The organism is Pirellulimonas nuda (assembly GCF_007750855.1).
Lineage (GTDB): Bacteria > Planctomycetota > Planctomycetia > Pirellulales > Lacipirellulaceae > Pirellulimonas > Pirellulimonas nuda.
On the sequence record NZ_CP036291.1, the window covers coordinates 2,229,943 to 2,255,393 of the forward strand.

General features: G+C 69.6%; 9 protein-coding genes. 7 read left to right on the top strand and 2 right to left on the bottom strand.

What is annotated here, in order from left to right; all coding sequences use genetic code 11:
- Positions 1 to 7: 7 nt before the first annotated feature.
- Positions 8 to 1,690, bottom strand: coding sequence for a serine/threonine protein kinase (locus tag Pla175_RS09205; protein WP_197527371.1), 1,683 nt, complete (start codon positions 1,688 to 1,690; stop codon positions 8 to 10).
- A 334-nt stretch (positions 1,691 to 2,024) separates the two neighbouring features.
- On the opposite strand from Pla175_RS09205, the gene Pla175_RS09210 reads away from it, so the two are divergent.
- From Pla175_RS09210 to Pla175_RS09240, 7 genes are all read left to right on the top strand, one after another.
- Positions 2,025 to 2,642, top strand: a complete 618-nt coding sequence (locus tag Pla175_RS09210; protein ID WP_145283446.1) for an RNA polymerase sigma factor — start codon at positions 2,025 to 2,027, stop codon at positions 2,640 to 2,642.
- 88 nt (positions 2,643 to 2,730) lie between these two features.
- Positions 2,731 to 3,738, top strand: a complete 1,008-nt coding sequence (locus tag Pla175_RS09215) for an FHA domain-containing protein (RefSeq protein WP_145283448.1) — start codon at positions 2,731 to 2,733, stop codon at positions 3,736 to 3,738.
- A gap of 233 nt (positions 3,739 to 3,971) precedes the next feature.
- The gene (locus Pla175_RS09220; RefSeq protein WP_145283450.1) at positions 3,972 to 12,017 is read left to right on the top strand and encodes a beta strand repeat-containing protein; all 8,046 of its coding nucleotides are present in this window, start codon (positions 3,972 to 3,974) and stop codon (positions 12,015 to 12,017) included.
- Between the two features lie 83 nt (positions 12,018 to 12,100).
- Complete coding sequence (locus Pla175_RS09225; RefSeq protein ID WP_197527372.1) at positions 12,101 to 14,071, top strand: efflux RND transporter periplasmic adaptor subunit; 1,971 nt, start codon at positions 12,101 to 12,103, stop codon at positions 14,069 to 14,071.
- Positions 14,022 to 15,026, top strand: a complete 1,005-nt coding sequence (locus Pla175_RS09230) for an efflux RND transporter periplasmic adaptor subunit (protein ID WP_145283454.1) — start codon at positions 14,022 to 14,024, stop codon at positions 15,024 to 15,026. The genes Pla175_RS09225 and Pla175_RS09230 overlap by 50 nt, the downstream gene beginning before the upstream one ends.
- 15 nt (positions 15,027 to 15,041) lie before the next feature.
- On the top strand, positions 15,042 to 17,222 hold the full coding sequence (locus Pla175_RS09235) for an efflux RND transporter periplasmic adaptor subunit (RefSeq protein ID WP_145283456.1): 2,181 nt from the start codon (positions 15,042 to 15,044) through the stop codon (positions 17,220 to 17,222).
- Positions 17,223 to 17,318: 96 nt separating this feature from the next.
- On the top strand, positions 17,319 to 23,282 hold the full coding sequence (locus Pla175_RS09240) for a protein kinase domain-containing protein (RefSeq protein WP_145283458.1): 5,964 nt from the start codon (positions 17,319 to 17,321) through the stop codon (positions 23,280 to 23,282).
- A gap of 8 nt (positions 23,283 to 23,290) precedes the next feature.
- On the opposite strand, the gene Pla175_RS09245 is transcribed toward Pla175_RS09240, so the two are convergent.
- Positions 23,291 to 25,372: a TolC family protein gene (locus tag Pla175_RS09245; protein ID WP_145283460.1), complete on the bottom strand. Its 2,082-nt coding sequence runs from the start codon at positions 25,370 to 25,372 to the stop codon at positions 23,291 to 23,293.
- Positions 25,373 to 25,451: the final 79 nt, after the last annotated feature.

Here is a 25,451-nt window from a genome sequence, read left to right on the forward strand (position 1 = left end):
TGGTCCGTTAGAGTTCGAGCACGGATGCGTCGGGGACGGTCGGCTTGGGTTTGGCGGGCGCAGGTTTGATCGCGGCTGGATCTGCCGCGGCCGGATCGACCGTCGCTGGATCTGCCGCTGCTGGATCGACCGTGGCTGGGGGCGCCGGGTCGACCGGGATCTCGATCTCGGGAGGGATGACCAGCGTGTTGGCGCCGGGGGGCGTCGGCTCGACGGGCTGCACGGGGACCGGTGCGACGTCGCTCCCCGAGAACCAGGCCCATTGGCCGAACGCCAACGCCGCGGCCAGCAACACGCCCACGGCAACCCACCACACGGCCCACGTCCAGCGGTCGGACGACGCTTCGGGCACCGGCTCGGTGGTCGTCGGGCTCATGGCCGACGCGGCGGCGTCTGATTCGGGCGCCTGCTGGACGAGCCGGGGGGCGAACTGGCTGGCCAGCTTCGCCAGCGACTCTACGTTCTGGTTCAGGATGGTGAACTGCAGCCCCGCGCTCGAGGGGCGGAAGCGGACGACGTCGCCCGAGCGGAGCGCCGCGGATGAAGGGACAAAGTCTTGGTTCAAATAAAACCCGGCCCCCCCCGGGCTGTTGACCCGCCACCCCTCTGCCCCGCGGCCGAACCGCAACGCCGCGCCGCCAGACGGCTGCACCTCCGGGGGCATCGGAAAGTCGGCGTCTGGGCCGGGGCCGAGCGTGAAGACGTCTTGGTTAACGCCGATCATCTCTGCTTGGCAGCCCAAGAACCGCAGCACGACCGGCGCCGTGGGGCGCCCCGGGATGTCTTGCAGCGTGGGGAGCGGGCCGGCGCCAATCGGGGTCGCGGTGGTGCGTGGCTGGTTGGCCGAGACGGCCGCGCCTGGGGGCGAGGGGGTTACCCCGAGCGCCCGCAGGATCTCCCCCGCCTGCTCGGCGCGGTGGCCGGGGTTCTTGGCAAGCATGCGGGCGAGCAGGCCCTGCAACGCGGGGGGGGCGTTGGGGGCCTGCAACGCGATCTCGGGCAGCGGCTCGTCGCGCCCGGCCTGCCACCGCAGCCAGGTGCGCTCGGGGTCGATCGCGTCGACCCCGACGCCGCGGTATAGGTCGTCGAACTTGGGCCCGATCAGCAGCTCCAGCAGCACCATCCCGAGCGCGAAGATGTCTGTCGCGGGTCCGATCTTGCCGCAGTCGGCGTCGATGACTTCCGGCGCTAGGTACTTCATATTGCCGCGGGCTAGCTGCAGCTCTCCCGGCTTTGCCGCGGGCAGGCAGCGTCCGTCGATGAGCGCGGCCCGGTCTTGGTCGTCAACGAGCAGGTTGGTTGGCTTGATATTCAGGTGGAGCAGGCCTTGGCCGTGGAGGTGCTCCAGTCCGGCCGCGGTTTGTCCTAGCCATGCAACGACGCGTTCGCCGCTGGTGGGCGCCGCGGCGAGCAGCCGCGCCGCGGTGTTGGGACGCGGCTGGTAGATCACCGCCCCGTCGGCGCGGTCGACCTCGTACAGCCCCACCAACCCGTCGTGGGTTAGCTCCGACCAGCGCTGCGCGGCGGCGAAGAACGGCTCACGGATCGCGGCGTTGAGCCGGCCGTCGTCGCGGAGCCGCTTGATGGCGACCTTGCGATCGGCGCCCGCAGAGTCGCGGCCCAGGTACACGTCGCACGTGGGCCCGCTGCCCAATCGATCGGTCGCCAAGTACTTTTCAGTCTTCGACATGCGTTCATTCTGGCCAGCCGGACGGGGCGTTGCCATCCCTCGCGGTGAAAGCTTTGGCTGAATCACCCCGGCGCGACGCCCGTGAACAACGTCGCTGCAGAGCGCTCTGAGTGTTCTGGCCATAAACGCACCCGCGTTATTCTTTCTTGGTTGACATCTAGCATCCTCTAACGCCGCCCGGCCGGCGCGCGCACGCAGCGCCCGCGCTTCTTGCTGGTTTTGTGGAGGCGACACGCGCCCCGGGACAGGTTTCATTCCGCCGACGCCGCGGTTAGCATCGAAGGGAGTCGGCAGCCGAGTTTTAACGATCGTGCCACCTGGGGGAGGGTGCTCGATGAGTTCATCCATCGAAGGAGAAGCGCGGATCGTTGCGGCCGTCGCCGGCGACGTCGACGCGCTCCAGTCGCTGCTGATCGAGCACCACCGTTCGCTCTCGGCGCATATCGAGCGCTTGATGCCGGCCAACGCCCGCTCGGCGATCGGACCCGAGGACGTGCTCCAGCAGACGTACCTCAAGGCGTTCAAGTCGATCGGCCGGTTCGAACCGCGGGGCGAGGCCGCCTTCTACGGCTGGCTGAGGCTGATCGCCGAGCGGCAGTTAATGGACATGTGCCGCAAGCGGAACCGCGAGCGGCTCTCGAATCTGCCCGCGCACTCGCCGGGGGGCGACGCGTCGAGTTCGATCCGCGGCTTGATCAGCATCGCCATCGGCGACGGGCCGAGCCCGGGCCAGGAGGTGATGCTGGAGGAGCTGCAGGGCGCCTTCCAGGTGGCCCTGGCCGGGATGCCGGAGCACTACCGCCAGGTGCTGAGGCTGCGGTACCTGGAGGACCGCCCGCTGGCCGAGGTGGCCGAGGCGATGGGGACCACCGAGGGGGCGGTGCGGGGGATGTGCCACCGGGCCCGCCAGCAGCTCCGCGAAGAATTGTTGCGGCTTTCTCGTTTCGTTTAGGCCATAATGCAGGGGGAGGGGCCGCCGAGCAGGCGCCCAGACTGTTCAAGACCCGAACAGGCGAGACGACTCCACGCGAGTGAGCCGAATGAAAGATTCAGACGACTCCGCCGACCGCGAGGCCCGCGAACTCATCGAAGGCGCGGCGGCCAAGGCGCGCGCCGAGCAGTGGTCCAGTGCGCTCGATCGCATGGAAGTAGACGACATCCGCGACGAGGAATCGGGGTTCCAGGGAGACTCCGAGGCGCCTCCCGCCAGCGGGGAGAGCTCGGCCATCCCCGAGGGTCTGGCCGGTTCGGTCAGCAGCGGCGCTACGCTGCTCGAGGGGGACGTCGACCTCGACTCTACCCAGGACCTTTCGACCGATTTCAGCGTTGGGAGCGTCTCTTCCACCAAATCGGAGAAGCCCGCCGAGGGCGCCGGGAGCCAAACCAGCACCTGGGAGCCCAGCGGCGTGAGCCGGTCGCCGGCGACCCCCATCTACCGCCCTACGCAGCGGCCCCCGACCGCGGTTTTGCAGGTGTTCGACGACAACCAAGAGGGGTCCGAACGCGTGCGGATCCGCCAGGTGCCGTTCGATATCGGCCGGCAGGAGGGGAACCTCACCATCCCGCACGAGCTGCAGATGTCGCGGCGGCACCTGCGGATCGACCGCCGCTCGGTCGACGGCCAGTGGCACTGGGTGCTCCGCGACCTGGGCAGCACCAACGGGACGTTTGTCAGCGCCCGCCGGGTCAGGCTCCGCAACGCCGACGAGCTGCTGCTGGGCGCCGACCTGGTGCGGTTTTTCCAGCCGGGGGGCCCCGAAACAGCGATGCTCGCCAAGGTGGCGCCGGGCCGCTACGAGGAGCAGGTGGCGCTGAAGCCGGGCGCGCACTGGATTGGCTCCGACGCCAGCCAGTGCCTCCCGATCCTCAAGAACAACCCGTTCCTCGACCCCCGCAGCCTGCGGATCGAGCTGGACGACCAGCAGCAGTGGCGGTTGTACGACTGCGGTTGCACCAACCGCGTTTGGGTGAAGATCGAAGAGATCAAATTGGTCGACGGCTGCTGCTTCCAGGCCGGGGAGCAGCGGTTCAGCTTTCACCTGCCCTGACGGGCGATCTGACTCGCGCCGGCCCCCGCTCTCGCGCGCCAGAGCCGGCTCATGCTTGGGGCCCATTTGGGGCCCGCGGAGCGTGTTCTCGGTCGCAAATTATTTGACAGCCGGAAGTTGGGTGTTTAAACCAAGGTTTCGGGCACCCGCTAGTCCCGGCCGTCGGGCCGAGGGGTTTTCCGCTGCCTAACGGCAGATATTTTCGCGGTATGGGGGGGCCCGGCGCCATGAGCATGGTTCGTCGTCTAGTCGACTGGTTTTCGCCACGCCCCCTGCCAAGGAGCGTCGCGGCGCCGGCGCTGCGCATCCTCCGTCTCGAACGGCGCCGGGTGCTGAGCGCCGACTTCTCGCTCGGCGCCTCGGGAATGATGCTCTCTGGCTTCGATTCCGGCGGCGAGACGCTCTCGATCTCGCAGCTCGAATCGGAGTACCGCTTCACGCTGGGCAGCGGCGACTGGACCCCGATGGAGCAGCCCATGGAGGGGGTGCACGTCGACGGGCAGACGCTGATGCTGGACGCCGCGATGGTCGATCAGATCGTCGGCGGATTGACCGTCGCCAGCAACCAAAACACGCCGCTGGACGTCGAGTTCGGCCAGGCCGACCTCAGCATGCTGGGCGGCCCCGTTCAATTGGTGGGGGTCAGGTCGGTGAGCCAAGCGGCCGGCACCCAACTGGCGCTCGGCAGCAATCAGCTCAACCTAGCGGCGGCGCCCGATGCCGGGATCACCGTCACGAGCCTCAACGTTGTGGGCGACCTGCAGGTCTTTGCGTTCGGGCCCATTGTCGACGGCGCGGGGACCAAGATCACGGTCACGGGCGACGCCACGTTCATCTCGCGGACGTTCTCGCCCGAGGCGGACTTTGACGGCAGCGGGCTGGTCGATGGCGCCGACTACGACGTCTGGAAGTCAAACTTCGGCGTCAGCGGCGCCCTCAAGAGCCAGGGCGACGCCAACGGCGACGGCTTTGTCGACGCCGCCGACTACACCGTGTGGCGCGACACGCTGGGCCAGACCTCGCAGCCGGGCGGCATCACGCTGGCCAACAACCCGGCCGACCTGCTGAGCGTCGGCGGCCACGCTACGTTCGACGCAAGTGACGGCGCCGACCGGTTCAACATCAGCGTTGGCCAGGGGGGACGGGCCTACTTCGGCAGCCTGACCGTGATCGGCGGCGACGCCCAGGTCCGCGAGGCCTCTTCGACCGTGCTCGACTCGATCGACGCGGTCAACTTTACGATTGACACCACCGGATCGATCACCGACTCCGCCGGCGCCCAGATCCTAATCTCACAGGACGCAACGCTGCGGACCGCCGCGCCGCTGCTGGAGGCGGACTTCGACGGGAACGGCGTTGTCGACCAGGCCGACCGGGACATCTACGACACGTTCGTAGGCGCCAGTGGCGCCACGCATGCCCAGGGCGACGCCAACGGCGACGGCGCAGTGAACGCGTTCGACATGTGCATTTTGGACGCCACGTTCGGCGACACGCTGGGAGACGCCTCGATCGACCTGGCCGACGCCGAGGGTAATGTCTTCTCGGTGGGCAGCCTGGCGCTGCTACGCGCCGGGGCCGGCGCTCCCTACTCAGACGTGTCGGTCGGCGACGCCGGCACGGCAAACTTTGGCTCGCTGAACCTTACCGGCTCCACGGTGGTGGTGTACGAAGACTCGGCGTCGAACCTGACCAGCGTGATCGCAACCACCTTCGAGCTCCACTCCGGCGGCGGCGTCACCGACTCGTCGAACATCTCGATTGCCGGCGACGCCCTCTTCGTAGCGGCCGGCCCGATCGTGATGAACGAGAACCCGGGAGACATCCTCTCGGTTGGGGGCCAGGCGACCTTCCTCGCGGCCGGCAACAACATCACGCTCGGCTCGGCGGGGATGGCCAACTTTGGGCAGATCCGCTTCGTCGGGGCCTCGGTGACGGTTCAAGAGGATTCGGGGACGGAGCTGTTCGGCGTTTCTACCGCGGACACGCTTGCGGTCACCTCCACCGGCGCCGTAACCGACGCCGCGGGCGCTTCGCTGGCAGTCACGAATGATCTAGCGCTCAACGCCGGCGGCGCGATCACGCTGAGCGACAACGCCGCCGACAGCCTGGGCGTGGGGGGCGTCGCCTTCTTCAACACACCCGGCCAGGCCATTTCGGTCGGTCCGGCCGGACTGGCCAACTTTGGCTCGCTCCGCTTTGTCGGCGCCGCGGTGACGGTTCAAGAAGACTCGGGCACGCAGCTAACCGGCGCGTCGACCGCTGCTTCATTGAGCCTCGGATCGGCCGGGGGAGTGACCGACGCGGGGGGAACGTCGGTAACGGTGACGGGCGCCGGCACGATCAATGCGGGCGGCGCCATCCTCCTCGCGGATCAGGCAGGCGAGTCGCTGAGCGTCGGGGGCCAGGCCTTCTTGAACGCGCCGGGGCAGGCGATCACGGTGGGGCCGGCGGGTCTCGCCAACTTCGGCCAGGTTCGTTTCGCTGGCGCCGCTACCTTGATCCAAGAAGACTCCGCCACCGAGTTGTGGGGCGTGTCGTCGGCCGCGTCGCTCGGCCTCACCTCTGCCGGTGCGATGACAACGGCCGCCGGCGCCCAGCTTTCTGTGGCCGGCAACGCGACCTTCACCGCCGCCGGAGCGATCTCGGACGGCGCGGGGACCTCGATTACGGTCGGCCAGGCGGGCGTGTTCAACGCGACGGGACCGATCACGCTCAACGACACGGCGACCGACACGCTAACGATCGGCACGCTGGCGACGTTCAGCTCCCCCGGCCAAGACATCTCTATCGGCGCCCTCGGCGCCGCAAACTTTGGCCAGCTCGCCGCGAACGGCGCCGCGGTAGTGGTGCAGGAAGACTCCGACACGGTCCTGACGACCATCACCGCCAACTCCTTCTCGATCACCTCTGCCGGATCGATCACCGACGCGTCGATGATCTCGATCGCCGGCGACGGCACGTTCAACTCGGCCGGCGCCATCACGCTGAACGACCAAGCGGGCGACGTGCTTTCGGTCGGCGGCACGGCCTTCTTCAACGCCGCGGGCCAATCGATCACAATCGGCTCGGCCGGCGCCGCCAACTTCGGCTCGCTGCGTTTTGTTGGCGCCGGCGTGACGATTCAAGAAGACTCGGCGACCGGACTGGTCGGCGCCTCGACCGCCGCTTCGCTCGCGTTATCGTCTGCCGGCGCCGTGACCGACGCTGCGGCAGCGACGCTGAACGTCACCGGCGGCGCCACGATCAACGCGGGTGGGCCGATCACGCTGAGCGACGAAGCCGCCAACACGCTTGCCGTGGGAGGCCTGGCGTTCTTGAACGCGCCGGGGCAGGCGATCATGATCGGCCCGGCGGGGACCACCAACTTCGGCACGCTGCGATTCGTCGGCGCAGGGGTCTCGGTCCAAGAAGTCTCGGCGACCGAGTTTGCGGGCGTATCGACGGCCGATTCCTTGAGCCTGACGTCGGCCGGCGCGATCACCGACGCCGCCGGGGCCTCGATCACGGTTGTCGGCGGCGCGGGCCTCACCGCGGGGGGCGTGATCCTCTTGAGCGACGCGGCGGACAACACCCTCTCGGTCGGCGCCCTGGCCAGTTTTTCCGCCGCCGGGCAGAACATAACGATCGGCCCTGCCGGAACATCGAACTTCGGCCAGCTCGCCGCCACCGGCGCCGTGGTCATGATCCAAGAAGACTCCGACACCGTCCTCACGACCATCAGCGCTGACAACTTCACGATCACCTCTTCTGGCTCGATCACCGACGCGTCGATGATCAACGTCGCCGGCGACGCGACGTTCAATGCGGCCGGGCCGATCACGCTGAACGACACGGCGGGCGACGTGCTCTCGGTTGGGGGCGTCGCCTTCTTCAATGCACCGGGCCAGGCCATCGCGGTCGGGCCGGCGGGCACGGCCAACTTCGGCTCGCTGCGCTTTGTCGGCGCCGGCGCCGTGATCCAGGAAGACTCCGCGACGAACCTGAGCGGCGCCTCTTCTGCAACGTCGCTCACGCTCTCCTCCGCGGGCGCTGTGACCGACGCGGCCGCCGCGTCGCTCGCGGTGACCGGAGACGCCACGATCAACGCCGGCGGCGCCATCACGCTCGCCGACGCGGTCGGCAACACGCTCTCCGTCGGCGGCCTGGCCTTCTTGAACGCGCCGGGTCAAGCGATCAGCGTCGGCCCGGCGGGCGTCGCGAACTTTGGTGGGCTACGCTTTGTTGGGACGGCCGTCTCGATCCAAGAAGACTCCTCCACAGAGCTGCGCGGCGTCTCCACGGCGGACGTGCTCACCCTGACATCGGCCGGCGCCATCAGCGACGCGGCGATGACGTCCGTCTCCGTCGGCGGCGACGCAACCCTGAACGCCGCGGCTGCGATCACGCTGAACGACACCGCCGGCGACGTGCTGAGCGTGGGCGGGCTGGCGTTCTTCAACACATCGCCCGCCAGCGATATCGCGATCGGCCCGCTCGGCGCCGCCAACTTTGGTTCGCTGCGGTTCGTGGGCGCCGCGGTGACGATCCAAGAAGACTCGGCGACCCAGCTGGCCGGCGCCTCGACGGCGGCCTCGCTGTCGCTCTCTTCAACGGGCGCTGTGACCGACGCGGCCGCCGCTTCGCTGGTTGTGTCCGGCATGGGGACGATCAACGCGGGGGGCCCGATCACGCTGAGCGACCAGGCCGACAACACCCTCACGGTCGGCGGGCGGGCGTTCTTCAATGCCCCGGGCCAGGCGATCATGATCGGACCGGCAGGGGCCGCGAATTTCGGTCAGCTCCGCTTTGTCGGCGCCGGCGTCTCGATCCAAGAAGACTCGGCTACAGAGTTGTGGGGCGCGTCTACGGCGTCGACTCTGGGTCTCGTCTCTGCCGGCGCTGTCACGACCGAAGCGGCGACCTCCCTGACGGTCACGACCGACGCGATGATCACCGCTGCCGGGAGCATCTCTGACGGCGCCGGCACGGTTATCAACATCGGCGGCGTGGCTACGCTGAGCGCAGGCGGGCCGATCACCCTCAGCGACTCGGCCGGCGACGTGCTGAGCGTCGGCGGTCAGGCCAGCTTCCTCACCGCTCCGTCCTCTGCGATCACTCTCGGCAGCCTCGGAACGACCAACTTCGGCTCGCTCCGCTTCGTCGGCGCCGCGGTGAGTGTGCAGGAGGATTCTTCAACGCAACTGTTCGGTGTGTCGTCGGCCTCGACCCTTGCGCTCACCTCGACCGGGGGCGTGACCGACGCCAGTGGCGTGTCGCTCACGGTCACCGGGGCCGCGACCATCAACGCCGCCGGCGAGATTGTCCTCAACGATCAACCCGCCGATATCTTGTCGGTCGGCGGGCTGGCGTTCTTCAATGCGCCCGCCTTCGACATCACGATCGGCTCGGCCGGCGCGGCAAACTTCGGCCAGCTCCGCCTGTTCGGCGCCTCGGTAACGGTCCAAGAGGACTCCGGCACCGAGTTCGCCGGCGCCTCGGAGGTGGGCACGCTGAGCCTCCAAACCACCGGCAACATCACCGACGCCCCCACCGCCACCCTGCGCGTCAACGGCGCCAGCACGATGATCGCCACCGGCGCCATCACGCTGGCCGACGCCGGCGCGACCAACTCACTGATCGTGGTCGGCCACGGCTCGTTCACCGTGGGCGCCGGGCAGAACATCGACATCGGCGTGGTCCCCGCCACCGGCGCCCCCGCGGCGGCCAACGCCCAACTCGGCTCGCTCAACTTCGTGGCGCCCAGCGGCCAGGTCCGCATCGCCCTGGACGGCCCCATCATCCTCGGCGCCTTGGGGGGCGGGCCTCTCGCCAGCTTGGCTGACACGGGCGAGCTTACGGCCCTCGGGGGAGGCGTCACGGATAACCCCAATGCGTCGACGACGCTCAACGTCTCCGGCGAGCTCGCCGCGGCGACCGGCTCCGACATCATCCTCGGCGACGCCGGCGCCACGTTCAGCATGGGAACGGACGGGGGCCCCGCTCCGTTCGACGCCGATCGCTTCCTTGCCCTGGCCGCCAGCAACGTCTCGATCGAGGCCGACACGTCGGTCAACCTCCGCACCGGGCCGGCCGACCCGGCGTTTGTTGGCACGTTCTTCTTTACCGCGTCAGGCACGGTGAGCCAGATCGGCGACGCCGAAGCCGGCAGCCCGATGGCCAACGCGGCGCCCCTCACCGCCAGTCGTGTAGCGATCAATAGCGTCAACGGCGCGGTGCTGCTGACGCAGGTCCGGCTGACCGATAGCGCGCCGGGCGACACGGCGCCCAACCTGTCGCTGTCCGGCGGAAAGGCCGAGGCGTTTGGCTCGGTGCTGGCCGCCAACTTTGACAACGCCCTGATCCCGCTCGCGGCGAACATCGACACGCCGCTGGAGTCGCCGTTCTTCCCGATCCAGATCGTGCCCAGCCCGGGCGCCGTGCCGGTCGATCCCAGCGGCGTGACGCCGCTCGATGGCGTGCGCGTGCTGAGCCCGTCGCGCTTCGCCGACGCCGGCACGCCGCAGGGGGACGCAGACAGGGCCGCCTACCAGTACACCGACGCCTACACCGTGGTGGCTGTGGTGGTTGGGGACGCGCGGGTTGGGGTGGTCCACGACGCCACCGGCGTGCAAGAGTACCGGATCGGCATCGAGGTGCGCGACGACGGCAACGCCTACATCCAGACCACCGCCAGCGACGACCCGTCCGCGGCCGGCGACCTGGTGTTTACCGCCAAGGGGCTGGAGTCTGCGGACGTCGCCCTGGCCGACCGCGACGCCCCGGTAGCGACCCTGATCGGCGCCGGCGCCATGACGGCCCTCGCGGCCGGGACGCTGAAGATCGACACCGAGGACCCGGCAAACGCCATCGCGGTCGGGGCGCGTACGACCCGCCTGCAGAGCTCGACCGGCACGGTGACGAGCGTCCGACCCGGCACGGCGGGCGCCGTGGGCGAGGGCCCGTTGATGGTGGTCGACGCGCCCACCGAGCTGCAGAACGCCGCCACCACGGGCCTGATCGTCGGCACCAACGGAATCGCCTCGAACCAGCCGTTCGAGCAGCGCGTGACCCTGGTGGCTGGCTCGCGGGACGAGGGCAACCTGTTTGTTGAGCTAGAGACGCCCGACGTGCAAGACAAGCAGCTCGGCGGCCCGGACCTCTCCCCGGGGCTCGAGGGAACGATCCCCTACGCCGACGTGACCCGCGTGTCGGAGTCGGTGCAAGACCCCGCCACCCAGCAGCTACGCGACAACCCCGCGATGAGCCCCCTGTTCCCGGCGCTCGCGTTCTCCAACGTCGCGGGCAACCCGCGTGCGGTGACCGTGGTGCACGTTTACGATCAGGCGTTCTTCCCGAACAACCCAGACGTCAACCTGCTGCCGACCACGTTCCGGCTCTACAACGACCCGAACATCAACCTGTTCGACGGCGTCAACCCGGCCGCCGTCGACGGGGCGACCGACCTCAACTTTGTGGAGTCGTCTGTCACGCCGCGCGTGATCAGCGCCCAAACGGGGGGCTACTACGAGTTTTCTGCGCCGGAGCAGCCGACGCTGTTCGTGCCGACCCAGCCGCCGCCGGTCGCCGCGACGGTCACCACGCCCCAGCCGCGGACCGTGGCGGACGAATCACGCGGGACGGTCTCGGCCTCGGTAGAGACCATCCTCTACGGCCGGGTCGAGGGAGACGAGTGGGCCAACAGCCTGCCGGGCGAAGAGTGGCCCGTGCAGTGGGACGGCGAAACCGAGGGGGACTTCCTCGAGAAGATCCGCGAGAAGATCGACGACGGGCCGGCGCCCGAGGGCAAGTACCGCATCGTCACCAAGACCACGCGGGGCGAGCAGCCGCTGGACGAATGGGTGAAGGGCGCCCCGGCCGATGACGCCGTGCAGCAACCGACGGACGAGGCGGGCGGCGCCCAAGAGGCCATCCCCGCTCCCCCCGCCCTGCCGGCAGAGCCTCCCCAGGCGGCCGACGGCGCCGCGATGCCGGACGACGCCGCGGCGGCTTCGCAAGCCTCGGCCGCGTACGAAGACGCCTTTGAGGCGTACTACGCCGAAGCGCCGGCCGATCGCCGGGGGGCTTCGGTCGGTGCAGGCCAGGCGCTGGCGTCGACCTCCGCCCTGACGGCCGCGGTTGCGCTGGCGCGTTGGAACACGCTTATCGCTGGTGACGGTTCTGCGGGCGAGCAGGCCAAGTCGGAGGGCTTTTCCCGTGCCGATCGAAGGCGGCGATCGCGGGCCCGACTACAATGGACGGCTGGGCGGGGAGAAGACCGCCCGGGCCAGCCGCGCTGACGGGTGCGGGGGGCCTTACGCTAAGTCCCCAAGGAAAGGGCCCGACGGACGGGGCCCCGACGCACACCGGCAGGTTCAATCGGATGGACGCGGCTCGCCCACGATCGCCCGAAGGCTCGCAGCTCTTCGACGTCGACAGCTTCTTAGACGACCTGGGCGCGCTCGCCCAGGCAGAGCAAAGCCACGAGCGCTTCTACGGTCAACTGCTGGAGTCTTCGCGGCTGGCCCTGGGGGCAGAGGCCGCCGGCTTCTGGCAGGCCGCTCGCGGCCGCACCCCTTCGCTGCGGCACGGCCGGCGGCAGGTCGGCGCCGCCGCGACCGACCCCGTCCTCGCCAAACGGCTCAAGCAGGCGGCGCGCAGCGGCGTTCCCCAACGACTGACGGGCTCCGGGCGGGTCGGACGCGGTTGGGTGCTCGCCTGCCCGGTACGGAGCGCCTCCGGGCCGGTCGGCGTGCTGACGCACCACTTGCCCGAGGAGATGACCGAACAAACGGCCGACCGCCTGCTAGAGCTGGCCGCGGCGATCGCCGAGATCGCAGACGACTTCGAGCTCCGCCGCCAGGTGGCCGCCACCGGGGACACCCTCCGCCGGTTGGCGCGGGTCGAGTCGCTGCTGCTGCGGCTGCACCGCGCCTGGAAGCTGCCAGAGGTCGCCCGGCTGGTGTGCGACCAGGGGCGGCGGGTAGTGGGCTGCGACCGCTTGGCGCTGCTCGAGGCCCAGGGGAGCCGCTGGCGGTTGATCGCCATCAGCGGCGTCGAGACGCCGGCCAGGCGGAGCGACGCGGTGCGGAAGCTAGAACGCCTGACCCGCGTTGTCGCGATGGACGGACAGTTGTTGGTTGCGGGAGAGAACCCAACCGAAGCGGCGCCTCAGGTGGAGCGGGCGCTGGAGGCCTACTTGGGAGACTCCGAGTGCCGGTGCCTAGTCGTGTCTCCCGGGGCTGTTCCAGAAGACGAAGACGCCGAGCAGTGTAGCGGCCGCCTGCAGCGGCGTCGCCCGGTGGTCGCTCTGGTGGCCGAACACTACGCGGGCAAGCTGCCCGAGAACGCGCTGCCGGCGCTGGAAACGCTGACCGCGCACGCGGCGATCGCGGTCGAGCGCGTGCAGACCGTCGGCGCCGCCCCGCTGCTCGGCTGGCTGACGCGGCTGGGCGCCGGCCGGTCGCTCCGGGCGCTCGCGTTGGCGGGATTGGCCGCTGCCTTGGCGGCCGCCGCGGCGGCATCGCTGGTGCTCGTTCCGGCAGAACTAAAGATCGCCGCGGAGGGCCGCCTGGAGCCGGTGGATTCGAGCCGGGTCTTCGCCCCCTGCGACGCCACGGTCGACCGCCTGCTCGTGCGGCACGGCCAACGCGTCAAGGTTGGCGAGCCACTGCTCCTGCTGCGTTCCTCAGAGCTTCAGCTCGACATCGAGCAGGCCGAGGCAGAGCTGGCGACCGCCAAGCAGGAGGTCGCGGCGCTCGAAACGGCCAAGCTGCGGGCCGGCATCCCGTCACGCGATCGATCGCCTGAGACGGACGTCTCTGCGCTGGCCGCGCGGATCGCGGCGCTCAACCAGTCGGTAGAGGCCAAGACGCGCCGTGTGCAACTGTTGCAAGAAGAGTCCCAGAGGCTGCGCGTGGTGAGCCCCACGGCCGGCGTGGTGACGAGCTGGAAACCCGCGGACTATCTCGCGGGCCGGCCGGTGAGGCGCGGCCAGCGACTGCTGGAGGTCGCCGCGTCCGATGGCCAGTGGCGGATCGAGCTCGAAACTCCCGACCGCGACGCCGGTCACTTGCTGCGTGCGGTCGAATCAGGGCCGGTGTCGGCGTCGTTCGTCGTCAAGTCGGACCCCGCCACGACCTACCGCGGCCGGGTGCTGCAAGTTGCGTCGGCCACACAGCAGAACGAGTCGGGCGAGCCGGTGCTGCGGGTCGTGGTCGCACCGGAAGAAGCAAAAGATTTGGCGCCTCGCTCGGGCATGGTGGTCGCCGCCAAGCTCGACTGTGGCCAAGCACCCTTGGGGTATGTCTGGTTCCATGAAGCCTGGGAAGCATTACAACGAGTTTGGTTCTAAGCGTCGCTGGGTCTGCATCGGGCTCTACGCGTGCGTTGTCGCCTGCTGCGCGGGCGCGTCGGCGGCGAGCGACGCGGCGATCGAGGTCCCGTCGGCGATCCTCACCGCCGCCCAGAGCGTCGAGGCGCCCGCCCCCGAGGCGGGGGTGCTGGTCGACCTGAGCGTGCGCGAAGGATCGACGGTCAAGGCAGGCCAAGTGATCGGCCGGATCGACGGCGCCGCGCAGCAGCTCGCGATCGAACAAGTCGAAGCCGACCTGGCGATGGCGCGCCGCGAGTCGAAGAGCGACATCCGCGTGCGGCTGGCCGAAAAGGAACACCAGGTGGCCCGCGTCGAGCTGCAGCGGGCGTTGGAGGTAAACTCAGGGTTCGCCAACACGGTCTCCGCGAAAGAGGTAGACCGGTTGCGGCTGGCGGTCGAACGCACGGCGCTGGAGATCGAGCACGCGGGCTTTGAACGCGAGATGCTGGCGCTCAAGATCGCCCGCACCGAGGCAGACCTGCGGCTGGCGCGCCACGAGCTCCAGCGGCTCGTCGTCCGTTCGCCGGCGTCTGGCGTGGTGGCCGAGGTGGTGCGGCACGGGGGCGAATGGGCGGACAAGGGAGAGCTGATCGCGCGGGTCGTGCGTGTCGATCTGCTGCGGGCCGAGGGCTACCTCGACGTACAAGACGCGGTGCTCGGATCGGTAGGACGCCCGGTGCGGGTGCACGCGACGCTCGCCGGCGGAGGCGAGGCGGTCGCCAACGGGCGGGTCGTGTTCGTCAGCCCCGAGGCGGAGCCGGTGAACTCGCAGGTCCGCTTCTGGGCCGAGATCGACAACGCCGCGATGAAGCTGCGGCCGGGCCTGAGCGTCTCAATCACGATCTTGCCGCCGCGTGGAGATGCCGAGAAAGACGGCGCCGACGCGCTCACCGGCGGCGCCCCGACCGCTGTGTCCCTGCCCCGTTCCCGCTAGGGCCGTCCCAACTCGATGAAACTCGCCGGCGAAACCAAGCTCCGCGCGCGACCCGACCTCTCGATCTCCCAGATCGAGGGCCAGGGGCCCCATCGCTACGTCGTGAAAGACCCGGTGTCGCTAGAGTACTTTCATCTCGGGGCCCGCGAGGCGTTTGTGCTGGAGCAGCTCGCCGCGCCCAAGTCGATCGACAACCTGCAACGCGCCTACAACCTTGCGTTCGCGCCCGAGAAGATCTCGGCCGCGGCGATGCTGCGGCTCTGCAGCCAACTGCACGATTCGTCTCTGCTGCTCCCCGAGGGGCCGGGCAGCGGCGCCCCCCTCCGCAAGCCGCGGCCGCGGGCGCGCGACTCGCGCGGTTGGTCGTTCTCGCCGCTGGTGATCCGGCTTCCCGGTTTCGATCCGACGCCGCTGCTGAGGGTCCTGGCGCCGATCGGGGCGATCGCCTTTAGCTGGGCCGGGCTGGCGGCGTGGCTTGCGGTGGCGCTGCTGGTGGGGGTTGGGGTCTTCGGCCGGCAGGAAGCGCTGGTTCAAGAGGGGGCGCGGCTCCTCGACCTGTTCGATCCGCGCTACGCCGCGGCCGCCGTCTTGGCCGTTGCGTTGGCGAAGTCATGGCATGAGATCGGTCACGGGCTGGCCTGCCGCCGCATGGGGGGGGAGTGCCACGAGATGGGCGTGATGCTGCTGGCGCTCGCGCCCTGCCTCTACTGCGACGTGTCCGACGCTTGGTCGTTCCGCAGCCGCTGGCGTCGGGCGGTTGTCACGCTGGGGGGGGTCTACTTCGAGCTGATGCTGGCCACCGCGGCCCTGGCCGCTTGGCTGGTGCTGACGCCTGGGTTCGCGCGGACGCTCGCGCTCTACGTAGCCGCGGTGGCGTCTCTCTCCACGCTGCTGATCAACCTTAACCCGTTGATGCGGTTTGACGGCTACTACCTGCTCTCCGATCTGTGGGGCGTGCCGAACCTCCACCAACAGGCGCGGCAGGCGTTGCTGCGTCCGCTCACCCGGTGGGTGGCGCTTGATCGCTCTGCCCAGCAGCCGCTGGACGCTCCCCGAGGGTTGTTGGCCGCGTTCGCCCTAGCGTCGCTTGTGCAGATCGTGTTTATCCTATGTCTGATCTTGTGGACCCTCCACCGGACGCTGGACGGCTGGTCGTTGCGGCCGCTGGGCGACTTGTTGGTCTTCGGCACGTTGGCGGGGATTGGCGTCGCGTTGGTCAAGTCGCTGCGGGCCTGCTTTCCCGCCGTGCCCGACGGGAAGTGGCCGATCCGCGTGGTGCGGCTGGCGGCGGCCCTAAGCTTGGTGGCAGCCGGCGCCTGGTGGGCCGCCGGTTGGCGGATGGAGCAGACGCTGTGGGCGCCGTGCCGGTTCGAGCTGGCCAGCGCGACCAACCTGGCGGCCCCCGAGTCGGGGCGGCTCACGCCGTGCGTCGCCTACGGTCAGCACGTCCGCAAGGGGGATGTGCTGGCGCGGCTCTCCAACCCCGAGCTCGAGCTGCGTCGGCTCGAGCTCCACGGCGAGGCGGCCGAAACCCGGGCCCGCATCGACGGGCTGCGGCCGGTGGCGCAACGCGACGCAGAGCTGCTGAGCGAGATCGCCCTGCTAGAAATCCGGCTCCACGAACTCACGCGGCAACAAGCGACGCTGGCCAGGGAGCAACAAGCGCTGACCGTTGCGTCGCCCTGCGACGGCGTCGTGATGCGTCCCCCGCCCCGCCCTGCCCCGCAGGAGCGGGACGAGCTGCCCGGGTGGACCGGCGCCACGCTCGATCCAGAGAACGCCGGGTGCTGGGTAGAACGGGGCGACCTGTTGTGCTCGATCGGTTCGGGCCACGTGCAGGCGGTGCTGCTGCTGGACGAGACCGACAGCGGCCTAGTGGCGCCCCAGGACGCGGTCCGGATCCTGGCGGACCGCCTGCCCGGGGGAACGATCGCCGGCAGCGTCGCAGAGATCGGCCTCGCGGCCGCCGACGAGGACCGCTCGCGGCCGACCGCCTCGAGCGACGTCTCAGGCGAACAGGGCCTGCGGGGGGCCCTGAACAACGACCGCTCGTACCGCGTGCTGGCCAGCGCCTCGGGCGTCGGGCCGGGGGTGCAGCACGGCGCCTTGGGACAGGCCCGGATCGTCACAGGACAAGAAACCCTGGGGCAAATGGGCCTCCGCAAGCTGCGGGGCATGTTCCGATTTGAGCGGTAATTGAGCCGCAATAACGCGACGCCCGGCGACGGGTGCTTATACTGGGGGTTGCGTCGCTTCCGACCAGATTCACCGATTCTTCTTAAGGCCCGTGTGATGCCTCGCTGCGAAAAGTGCCACGCCGAATGGACCTTGTCGAACACCCTGGAACAGGAGTGCCCGGCCTGCGGCCATCCCTACGACCCGGGGAGCCTGTCGGAGATCGAGGACTTCCTGCTGGACGACGACGCAGAGGTGACCCTGGCGCTGCGCGACGTTCAGCCCGAAGACGACGGGCCAGACACGAGGCCGCCGCTCACCGGCGGTGAGGGGCCCGCCGACGAGTCCGCGGACGAGGCCGCCCACGAGCCCGACGAGGCGTCGGACCCCGACTTCACCATGGTTTTTGGCGGGAAGTTTGACGAAGATTCGATCGATCTCGACGATGACTTTGACGCGATCGCGCTAGACGCAGCCCCGGAGGCGGGCTCGTCGGATTCTCAGGGAGAGCAGAGTGACTCCTCCCACGTGGGGGACACCACGCGGCGGCCCGACGCAGACCTGGACCCTCTGGAAGCGACCCACCGCTTGTCGGATCTGCCCAGCCTGGCGGACGACCCTTTTCAAGGGGGGACGCTCCCGGAGATGACGCGGCTGGTGGGCGACACCGACCCGGGGCTCCGATCGCCCGCCACCCCGGCCGGCGGGGGCGACTTAGTCGGGCCGATCGAAGCAACCCAGGCGATCGGCGACAGCAGCCAGGACGAGCCTTCGCCGTCGTCCCGCAAGGCGCCGCTGGTTAGTCGGCCCGACGTAACGCAGGCGGTGGGGGACGGCAGCTCGCGTCGCGGCGACTCTTCGGGCGACGCGACCAACCGCCCGCCCCACGATTCCAGCCCAGAGGTCACGCAAAACCTGTCCGGCGATTCTTCGGAACGCCCCGAGGCGACAATGGCGGTCGGTCAGGGGAGCGACTCGGGGTCGTCCGGCGTTGGTCCGTCCGGCTCGGGGTCGGGCTCCTCCTCGCAGGACGCAGACACGCTGGTGCCCGATTCGGCGACGATGAAGCGGGGCACCGACCGCCCCAGCAGCCTGGTGCAGACGCCCCGATCCCGCGACATCACGGGGCTCGGTTCGGGGCACACCACGCCCGGCGGCGCCCTGGGCGAGCGACCGTCGGTGTCGCTCAAGGCGGGCGACACGCACATGGTGCAGCACGAATCGATCCGGCTGCGGGCGTTCAAGCTGTCAAAGGACGAAAAGCCCCCCACCGGCGACGACAACGACTACACCCGCACCGGCGGCCCCTTCAAAGGGGGGATGGGATACGTCTACCGGATGCGGCAGACCTCGCTTGACCGAAACGTGGCGGTCAAGCAGGTCAAACCCGATATGGCGACCAACGAGTCGGACCGCAACAAGCTGATCACCGAAGGGGTGATCACCGCGCGGCTCGAACACCCGAACATCGTGCCGGTGCACGACCTCGGGATCGCGTCGGACGGGCAGCCGTTCTACGTGATGAAGTTCGTCGAGGGGCAGGAGTGGGAGAAGCTGATCGGCAAGTACACCGAGCAAGAAAACTTGGAGGTGTTGCTCAAGGTCTGTCAGGCGGTGGCGTTTGCGCACTCGCACAACGTGATCAACCGCGACCTGAAGCCGGGCAACGTGATGATCGGCGCCTTCGGCGAGGTGCTGGTGATGGACTGGGGCCTCGCGGCGCGGATCGACCGCGAGCAAGAGATCCCGCCGGGGGGCACGCCGCTGTACATGCCCCCCGAGACGGCGCTGGAGTACCTCGACTCGATCAAGCACAAGACGGTGAACCTCTCGGAGGGCCCCAGCAAGACGCGGCGCGTCAAGGCGGGCAAGTACTGCGACATCTACCTGCTGGGCGCGCAGCTCTTCAAGGTCATCACCGGCAAGCCGCCGCACACCGGCAAGAACACGTTCGACTGCCTGAAGAACGCGGCCCGGAACCGGCTGGTCAAGGTGGATCGGTCCAGCGAGCTGCTCGACATCGCCTACAAGGCGATGGCGACCGAGCCGGAGGACCGGTACGCGACCGTCGGCGACTTCATCGACGCGATCAAGGCCTACCAGGAGCACGCCCAGAGCCTGCTGATCACGCGCCGCGCCAGCGAGGACCTGGAGCTCGCGGAGAACAAGAAGACCGACGCGTCCGCCAAGAGCACCGACAAGTACGCGCTGTTCTCTAGCGCCGAGCACGGCTTCAAGAACGCCCTGGAGCTGTGGCCCGACAACCACAAAGCGCGTCGCCAGCTCGACAAAACCCTGCACGCCTTCGCCGACACGGCCTACCAAAACGGCGACTACGACCTGTCGCTGTCGATGCTGGATGAACGCCGCAAGGACGACGAGCAGCTTCGCTCGGATGTGCTGCGTAGCCAGAAGCAGCGGAAGGCTAGGCTGGCGTGGTTCCGGACCCTGCAATACGCCACGGCCGCGTCGCTGGCGGCGGCCTTGGTGTTCATCGGGGTCAGTATCGTGATGGGACGCGACGCGTTCCAGCAACGCAAGGTCGCCACCGCAGCAAAGCTAGAGGCCGTCGGCGCCCTCGCAGACGCCAAACAAGCGAAGAACGAGGCCGACGCGGCTCAGCAGCAGGCGACGCTCGCTAAATCTGAAGCGGTTCAGGCGGCCGAAGAAGCCAAGGTAGCTAAGGCCGAGGCGCTGCGCGCCAAGCAGGATACCGACGTGGCCCTCGCCGAAGCGGCAGACGCCAAGCAGCAGGCCGTCGCGGCCGCTGGGGAAGCGAAGGTAGCCAAGGACGAGGCCGAGTCAGCCAAGCTGGTTGCCGCCACGGAGAAGCAGAAGGCCGATGAGGCCGCCTCCGCGGCCGAGGTTCAGAAACACCTGGCCCGCGTCGCCGGCATCGAGGCCACCCTCATCAAGGACGGCGCCTACCCCGCGTGGCAGTTGCTGCAGCAGGCGGGCGGGTTGGCGAACCCAGACGCAGAAAAGTTCGACTGGAAGGTGCTCGCCAAGCGTTGCAACTGGACGGACGAGGGCTACGAACTGCCGATCGACGCGGCAAGCAGCCCGGTGCTGGCGACCACGGCGGACGGCGGGCGGCTGGCGATCGCCGCCGCCGACCCAGACGGCGGCTTCAAGCTCAGCGTTCGGCAGCTCGCCGGCCTCCCCACGCCGGACGGCGGGGCGGCCGAACTGCCCAAGGATCAACTGGTCGGCCTGGCGGAGATGGCCCTGCCGGCCGCCCCTCGGTCGCTGGCGCTTTCGGAGGACGGGAGCCTGGCGGCGGTCGTGGTCGGCGATGACGATCAGGAGGACGGCAGGCTGCTGCTGTTCGACGTGTCGGCCGGCGTCGCGATCCCCCTCGCCGGCGACGGGGCAGCCGCGCCCCGCGCCCGCCACGTGGCCTTCGGCCGCGCCGACGCCCGAAACCCCTCGGCGGACGCCTACCTGCTGGTTGGCGCCGGATCGGACGTGCGTGAGTACCGGATCGACCGAGAGCCCGGCAGCGCGACGCGGCTGGCCACGGTCGACGGCAGCCTGCATCTGGCGGACATCGCGTCGGTCGCCTACTCGTCCGACGGCCTGCTGGCGGCTTCGGCCGACCAGCAAGGCAAGGTGGCGGTGTGGCGGACGACCGACCGCGACCGCTTTGTGGCCGACACCCCCGCCGCGGGCCAACCGCGTAAGCAAGGCAGCGCCGCGCCGTGGACCTACTCCCACGCCGACAAGCTGAGCACCTCGCCGCACATCACCTCGATGGCCTTTGCCCCCACGCCGGCGTCTGGCAAGCCCGCGCTCGCCTACGGCTGCGACGACGGCAACGTGTTTGTGCTGCAGGGCCCGTGGCGGAGCACGCCCGACCCGATCGCCGGCGAGAAGGGGGGCAGCCTGGTCGAGTACATCTCGGAGCTTCCGGCGCAGCTTGCCGGGGGCCACTCCGGCCCCGTGACGGACCTGTTGGTGACGCTTCGTAAGGTACGTGTCGCGGACGGCGACGCGTCGGCCGATCGGTACCTAGTGGTCTCCGCGGGGGCCGACGGTCGGGCCCTGGTGCGCGACTCCCGCCTCGACATGCAAGAAGCGACCCCGGCCTACGTGAAGGTCGAGCGGCGTTACCACGACGCCCCGCTGGTCCAGGCCGTGGTTGCGGCCGACGGCGCCATCATCACCCGCGACGAGAAGGGCCGTGTCGTGCGGTGGCTTGTCGACGTCGCCCCCGACTCGGCGGGGCTGATCGCTAGCGACGACGCGCCGGTCGGCCCGGTCACCAGCATCCGCTACGACGACGCGGGGGACGAGCTGGTGGTGGGGGACGCCGCCGGGATGACCCGGGTGTGGCCGCTCAAGGCCCAGCGGACCCCCGAGAAGTACTTTGTGGGGCATGAAGATCACGCCGGCATGCGGGCCTGGCTCACGGGCGACAACCAGCAGATCGCGACCGTGGCGGCCGACCACCGCCTGTGCCTGTGGGACGCCGAGACGGGCTTGATCGAAGCGGTCTTTCCGCTGGATGAACGGCCGGTGGTCGAGCCCTCTGCGGACGGGCTAGGCGTGGTGGCGGCGACCGACCGCCGCGACACCGCCGCGGAGCTGGTAGGCCTGGACGGCAGCCGGGCGCCGCTTTGGAACAACCGCCCACGGGTTTCTGCGGTGGCCGACCTCGGCGCCGGTCGGTTGGCCGTTGGCCTGCGCGACGGGCAGGTGTACCTGTGGGACCGCAACTTGGGACGCACAGAACTGGTTTCCGCCACGGTGCGCCCGCACTGGCGGCCGATCGCGGCGCTGGTGGTCGATCCCGCGACGAACGTGCTCTTCTCTGCGGACCGCGCCGGGCGGATTGCTCGCTGGGACTTGGACTCGCCTCAGCAAGCGCGTCCGCCGATGACGACCATCCGTTCTGAGTCGCCGGACGCAGCGGCCGGCGTTTCGCTCGAACGGCTTACGCTGTCTCCCAGCGGGGAGCGGCTGCTGGCGATCGTGCGCGACGACGCCACGAGTTGGCCGGCGCTAGTCGACGCCAAGACGCTCGAGCCCGGCCCCGAGCTGCCGCCGCTGGCGTCGGGCGTCGCGGACGCGTGTTTCGACCTCACGGGGGAATCGATCCTGGCGGTCGACCGAGCGTCGCGCGCCTGGGAGCTGCGCCCCGGCGCCGCGGATTGGCTCCCCGCGTCGACGGGCTCGATGCCGTCGGTGAACCGCGTCGCCCGCCAGGCGACCGGCGAGCCGGTGTTCGCCGGCCCCGGCGTCGTGCTGCGTGGGGTGGGGGCGCCGGCGCCGATTGTGCGTTCCCGCCCGCCGGTGGCGTTTGTGGGGCGTGCGCCCGGCGGTGTGGTCGCGTTCGACGACGCCGGCCACGTCACCAAGTGGACCGGTCACAACCCGGAGCAGACCGCGGCGGCCCGTGGCGGGGGGCTGGCTTGCTGCCCCTTCAGCCCCGGCCCCGGGCTTGAGGTGGACGGCGCGTTGATCGTGCGGCTGCACGACGCCACCCTGCCGGTGGGACGCCTGGATCTGTGGGATTCGAACACCGGGCAGCGGATCGCGGAACTAGGCGAAACGCCCGGCGGCGAGTGCACGGCGATCGCGTCGTCCACGGGCATGGTGGCGATGGCGACCAAGTCGCCCCTCGGCCCAACCATCCTTCTCCGGCTCCCGGACGGCAAGCTGGCGCCCATCCTGCCACCCCCGGCCGGAGTCGCCGGGGCCAAAGACACGGCGACCGAGTTTGTGGACCTCGCCTTCTCGCCCAGCGGCCGTGAGTTGATCGCCGTTGACGACGTCGGCACGGCCCGGCTGCTGACGCTCGGCCCGACCGGGTGGATCTCCCGGGTGGTCGAGGGAGAAGACTTCTCTGCGGCGCGGTTCTCGCCCGACGGATCGCGGCTGGTGCTCGGGGGGAAGAACGGGCAGTTGTTCGTCGCAGTGGCCGAGCCTCGCGGCGATGGCGTTTCGCTCCGCACCGTGCTCACGCTGGCGGGCCACAGCGCCCGGATCACCTTCTTGGACTTCGCCCAACGCGACGGCCACGCCATGCTGCTTAGCGGCGACGCGTCGGGCAAGGCGATGACGCACGTCTCGGGCTGAGCCGGGCGTCAGGCGCCGGGCGCCAGCAGCAAGCTCAGGTCGCCGGCAGGGGTCGGCAGCGGTTCGCTGGCGGGGTCGAACCCCGGCAACGCCTTCGGCGCCGCGGGCTCGGTCGCAGGCGGCGCCGGAACCACGGCCGGCATCGGCGCGTGGCCGCCGGGCACGCCGGCCGACTGATCGACCTGGCCGCGCGAGATGACCGCGTCGCGGCAGACATAGTCCAGCGGCCTGAGGCGGCGTTCCTCGAGATCGATCGCGTCGCAGTAGGCCTGCCCTTGCGAGGCGCCCTCGTTCAGGTAGATGTTGTTGTAGGCCAGCAGCGTGCCGTTCTCGAAGTGGACGTTCCGCAGCGCCAGCATGAAGTCGACGCGGGCCTGGTGGTACAAGATCTCGGCGTCCAACACGCGCCGCTGCGCTTCGAGCACCAGGTCGACCGTCACGCGGCCGGCGTCTTGCGCGGCCTTGAGCGCCTGGATCTGCCGCTGCGCCGCGTCGAACCGGTTGTACTGCGCTTCGGCCACCTGGAAGGCGCGTTGCACGTCGGCCGCGGCGTTGCTGAGCCCGAACACGACGTCCCGCTTCTGCTCTGCAAGGATCACGCGTTCGCGCGCCAGGGCCAGCTCCGAGGTGCGAACTGCCGTGTGCCCGCGGCGGAAGCCGAGCGGGATCTCCAGCTCGACGCCCAACTGCCACTCCTGGTATCCGCCGTCGGCCAGGTTCTGGTAGGCGCTGCTGAACTGCTGCCCCGACTGCGAGATCAGGTCTTCGCCGAAGCCGCGGTAGCGGTAGCGTCCGACCGCGTCGAGCTGCGGGAGCAAGAAGTTGCGGTTGGCGATCAGCTCGAGCTCGACCTGCTTGACGCGCCACCGCTGGCGGCGGAGCTCGGGCCGAGACGCGGTCGCCTCGGTGACCAGCGTCGGCCAGTCGAAGGAAACGGGCACGACCACCGGCTCGTCCGCGGGGCGGAGGATCGGTCCGCCGTTGACCGGCATGCCGATGATCAGCCGGAGCCGCCTCTCGGCGAGCTGCACGCCCACGGGCGAGCGGCTGGTGCCGCCGCCGCTGCCGTTGTCGGTGCGGGTCCCCTCGAGCGTGCGCCCGTTCAGGGCGTTGATCACTTCCGATTCGTAGCGCCAGTACTGCTCGAGCGCCTGCCCCAGCTTGTCCGCCTCGCCCCCCTCGCGCCCGCCGGCCGCCTCCGCGGCGACGCTCTGGTAGGTTTCGAGCGCGTAGTCACGCGCTCGCTTCTTGGCGTCGAGGTCGCGGTAGGTGAAGTAGAGGTCCCAATAAGCGTTCTCGACGTTGGCCACCAGGTCGCGCACGGCGACCTCGAAGTCGGCCAGGCCGATGTCCGTCCGCACCCGCGCCAGCATCACGCCGTTCAGGACGCCCGGCTGCGTTGACGGGCCGGCGATGCGGTTGAACAACACCCCGGCGCCCTGCAGCAGCGGCTGGCGGATCTCGCCGTCGACGATCGCCTGGTACTCGCCGCTGGCCGTGCCGGCGCCGTTGAAGCGGTTGCCGATGTTGTTGTTGAAGTCGTAGTCGATGGTGTGGCGGGCGACCATCTGGGTGCCCGTGACCGAGCGCTTCCTCAGCTCGAACCCGTAGTTGCCCAGGTCCTGCTTCAGGTAGCCCCGATCGCCGACGAACGTGTTGTTGAACTCGCGGTCGTTGTTCTCCCAGAAGGAGCGGGCCGCGAAGCTGGCGTCGAACTCCGACAACGCCGCTTCTTCGCCCGTGCGCGGGTCGCTGAACACGATCGCGGGGTCGTAGACCGTGGGCTGCAACGCCGGGCGGTTGATGAGCGTCCCCCCGAGGTCCCGCATGACCTTCGAGTTCGCCAGCGCGTGCTGGATCGCTTCTTCGAGCGTGATGTCGCGGTACTCGATCGGGACCAGCGGGTTGAGCGAGGCGGGCGTTTCGTAGCTGACGCTCTCGATCTCGCAGTCCGTGCAGGGCTCTTCAAGCTCGAGCTGCTGCGGCCCGACGCAGCCGACCTCGCAGTTCGAGCCGTCGTAGAACGAGCAGTCGGGGCGGTTTACGCGGCACCCCGAAGCGAGCATCGCCGCCGCGAGGAGCAGTCGCAAAGGATTGTTCAAACGCATCGCGTGCACCCCATGACCGACGCCCCTCCGCCCGTTTGGCGCAGGGTGTGGTCGTACCGGT

Excerpts from the sequence above, each read along its gene's own strand:
- Pla175_RS09235 (WP_145283456.1), top strand. The coding sequence starts at position 15,042 with ATGAAACTCGCCGGCGAAACCAAGCTCCGCGCGCGACCCGACCTCTCG.
- Pla175_RS09220 (WP_145283450.1), top strand. The coding sequence starts at position 3,972 with ATGGTTCGTCGTCTAGTCGACTGGTTTTCGCCACGCCCCCTGCCAAGG.
- Pla175_RS09225 (WP_197527372.1), top strand. The coding sequence starts at position 12,101 with ATGGACGCGGCTCGCCCACGATCGCCCGAAGGCTCGCAGCTCTTCGAC.
- Pla175_RS09205 (WP_197527371.1), bottom strand. The coding sequence starts at position 1,690 with ATGTCGAAGACTGAAAAGTACTTGGCGACCGATCGATTGGGCAGCGGG.
- Pla175_RS09210 (WP_145283446.1), top strand. The coding sequence starts at position 2,025 with ATGAGTTCATCCATCGAAGGAGAAGCGCGGATCGTTGCGGCCGTCGCC.
- Pla175_RS09240 (WP_145283458.1), top strand. The coding sequence starts at position 17,319 with ATGCCTCGCTGCGAAAAGTGCCACGCCGAATGGACCTTGTCGAACACC.
- Pla175_RS09215 (WP_145283448.1), top strand. The coding sequence starts at position 2,731 with ATGAAAGATTCAGACGACTCCGCCGACCGCGAGGCCCGCGAACTCATC.
- Pla175_RS09230 (WP_145283454.1), top strand. The coding sequence starts at position 14,022 with ATGTCTGGTTCCATGAAGCCTGGGAAGCATTACAACGAGTTTGGTTCT.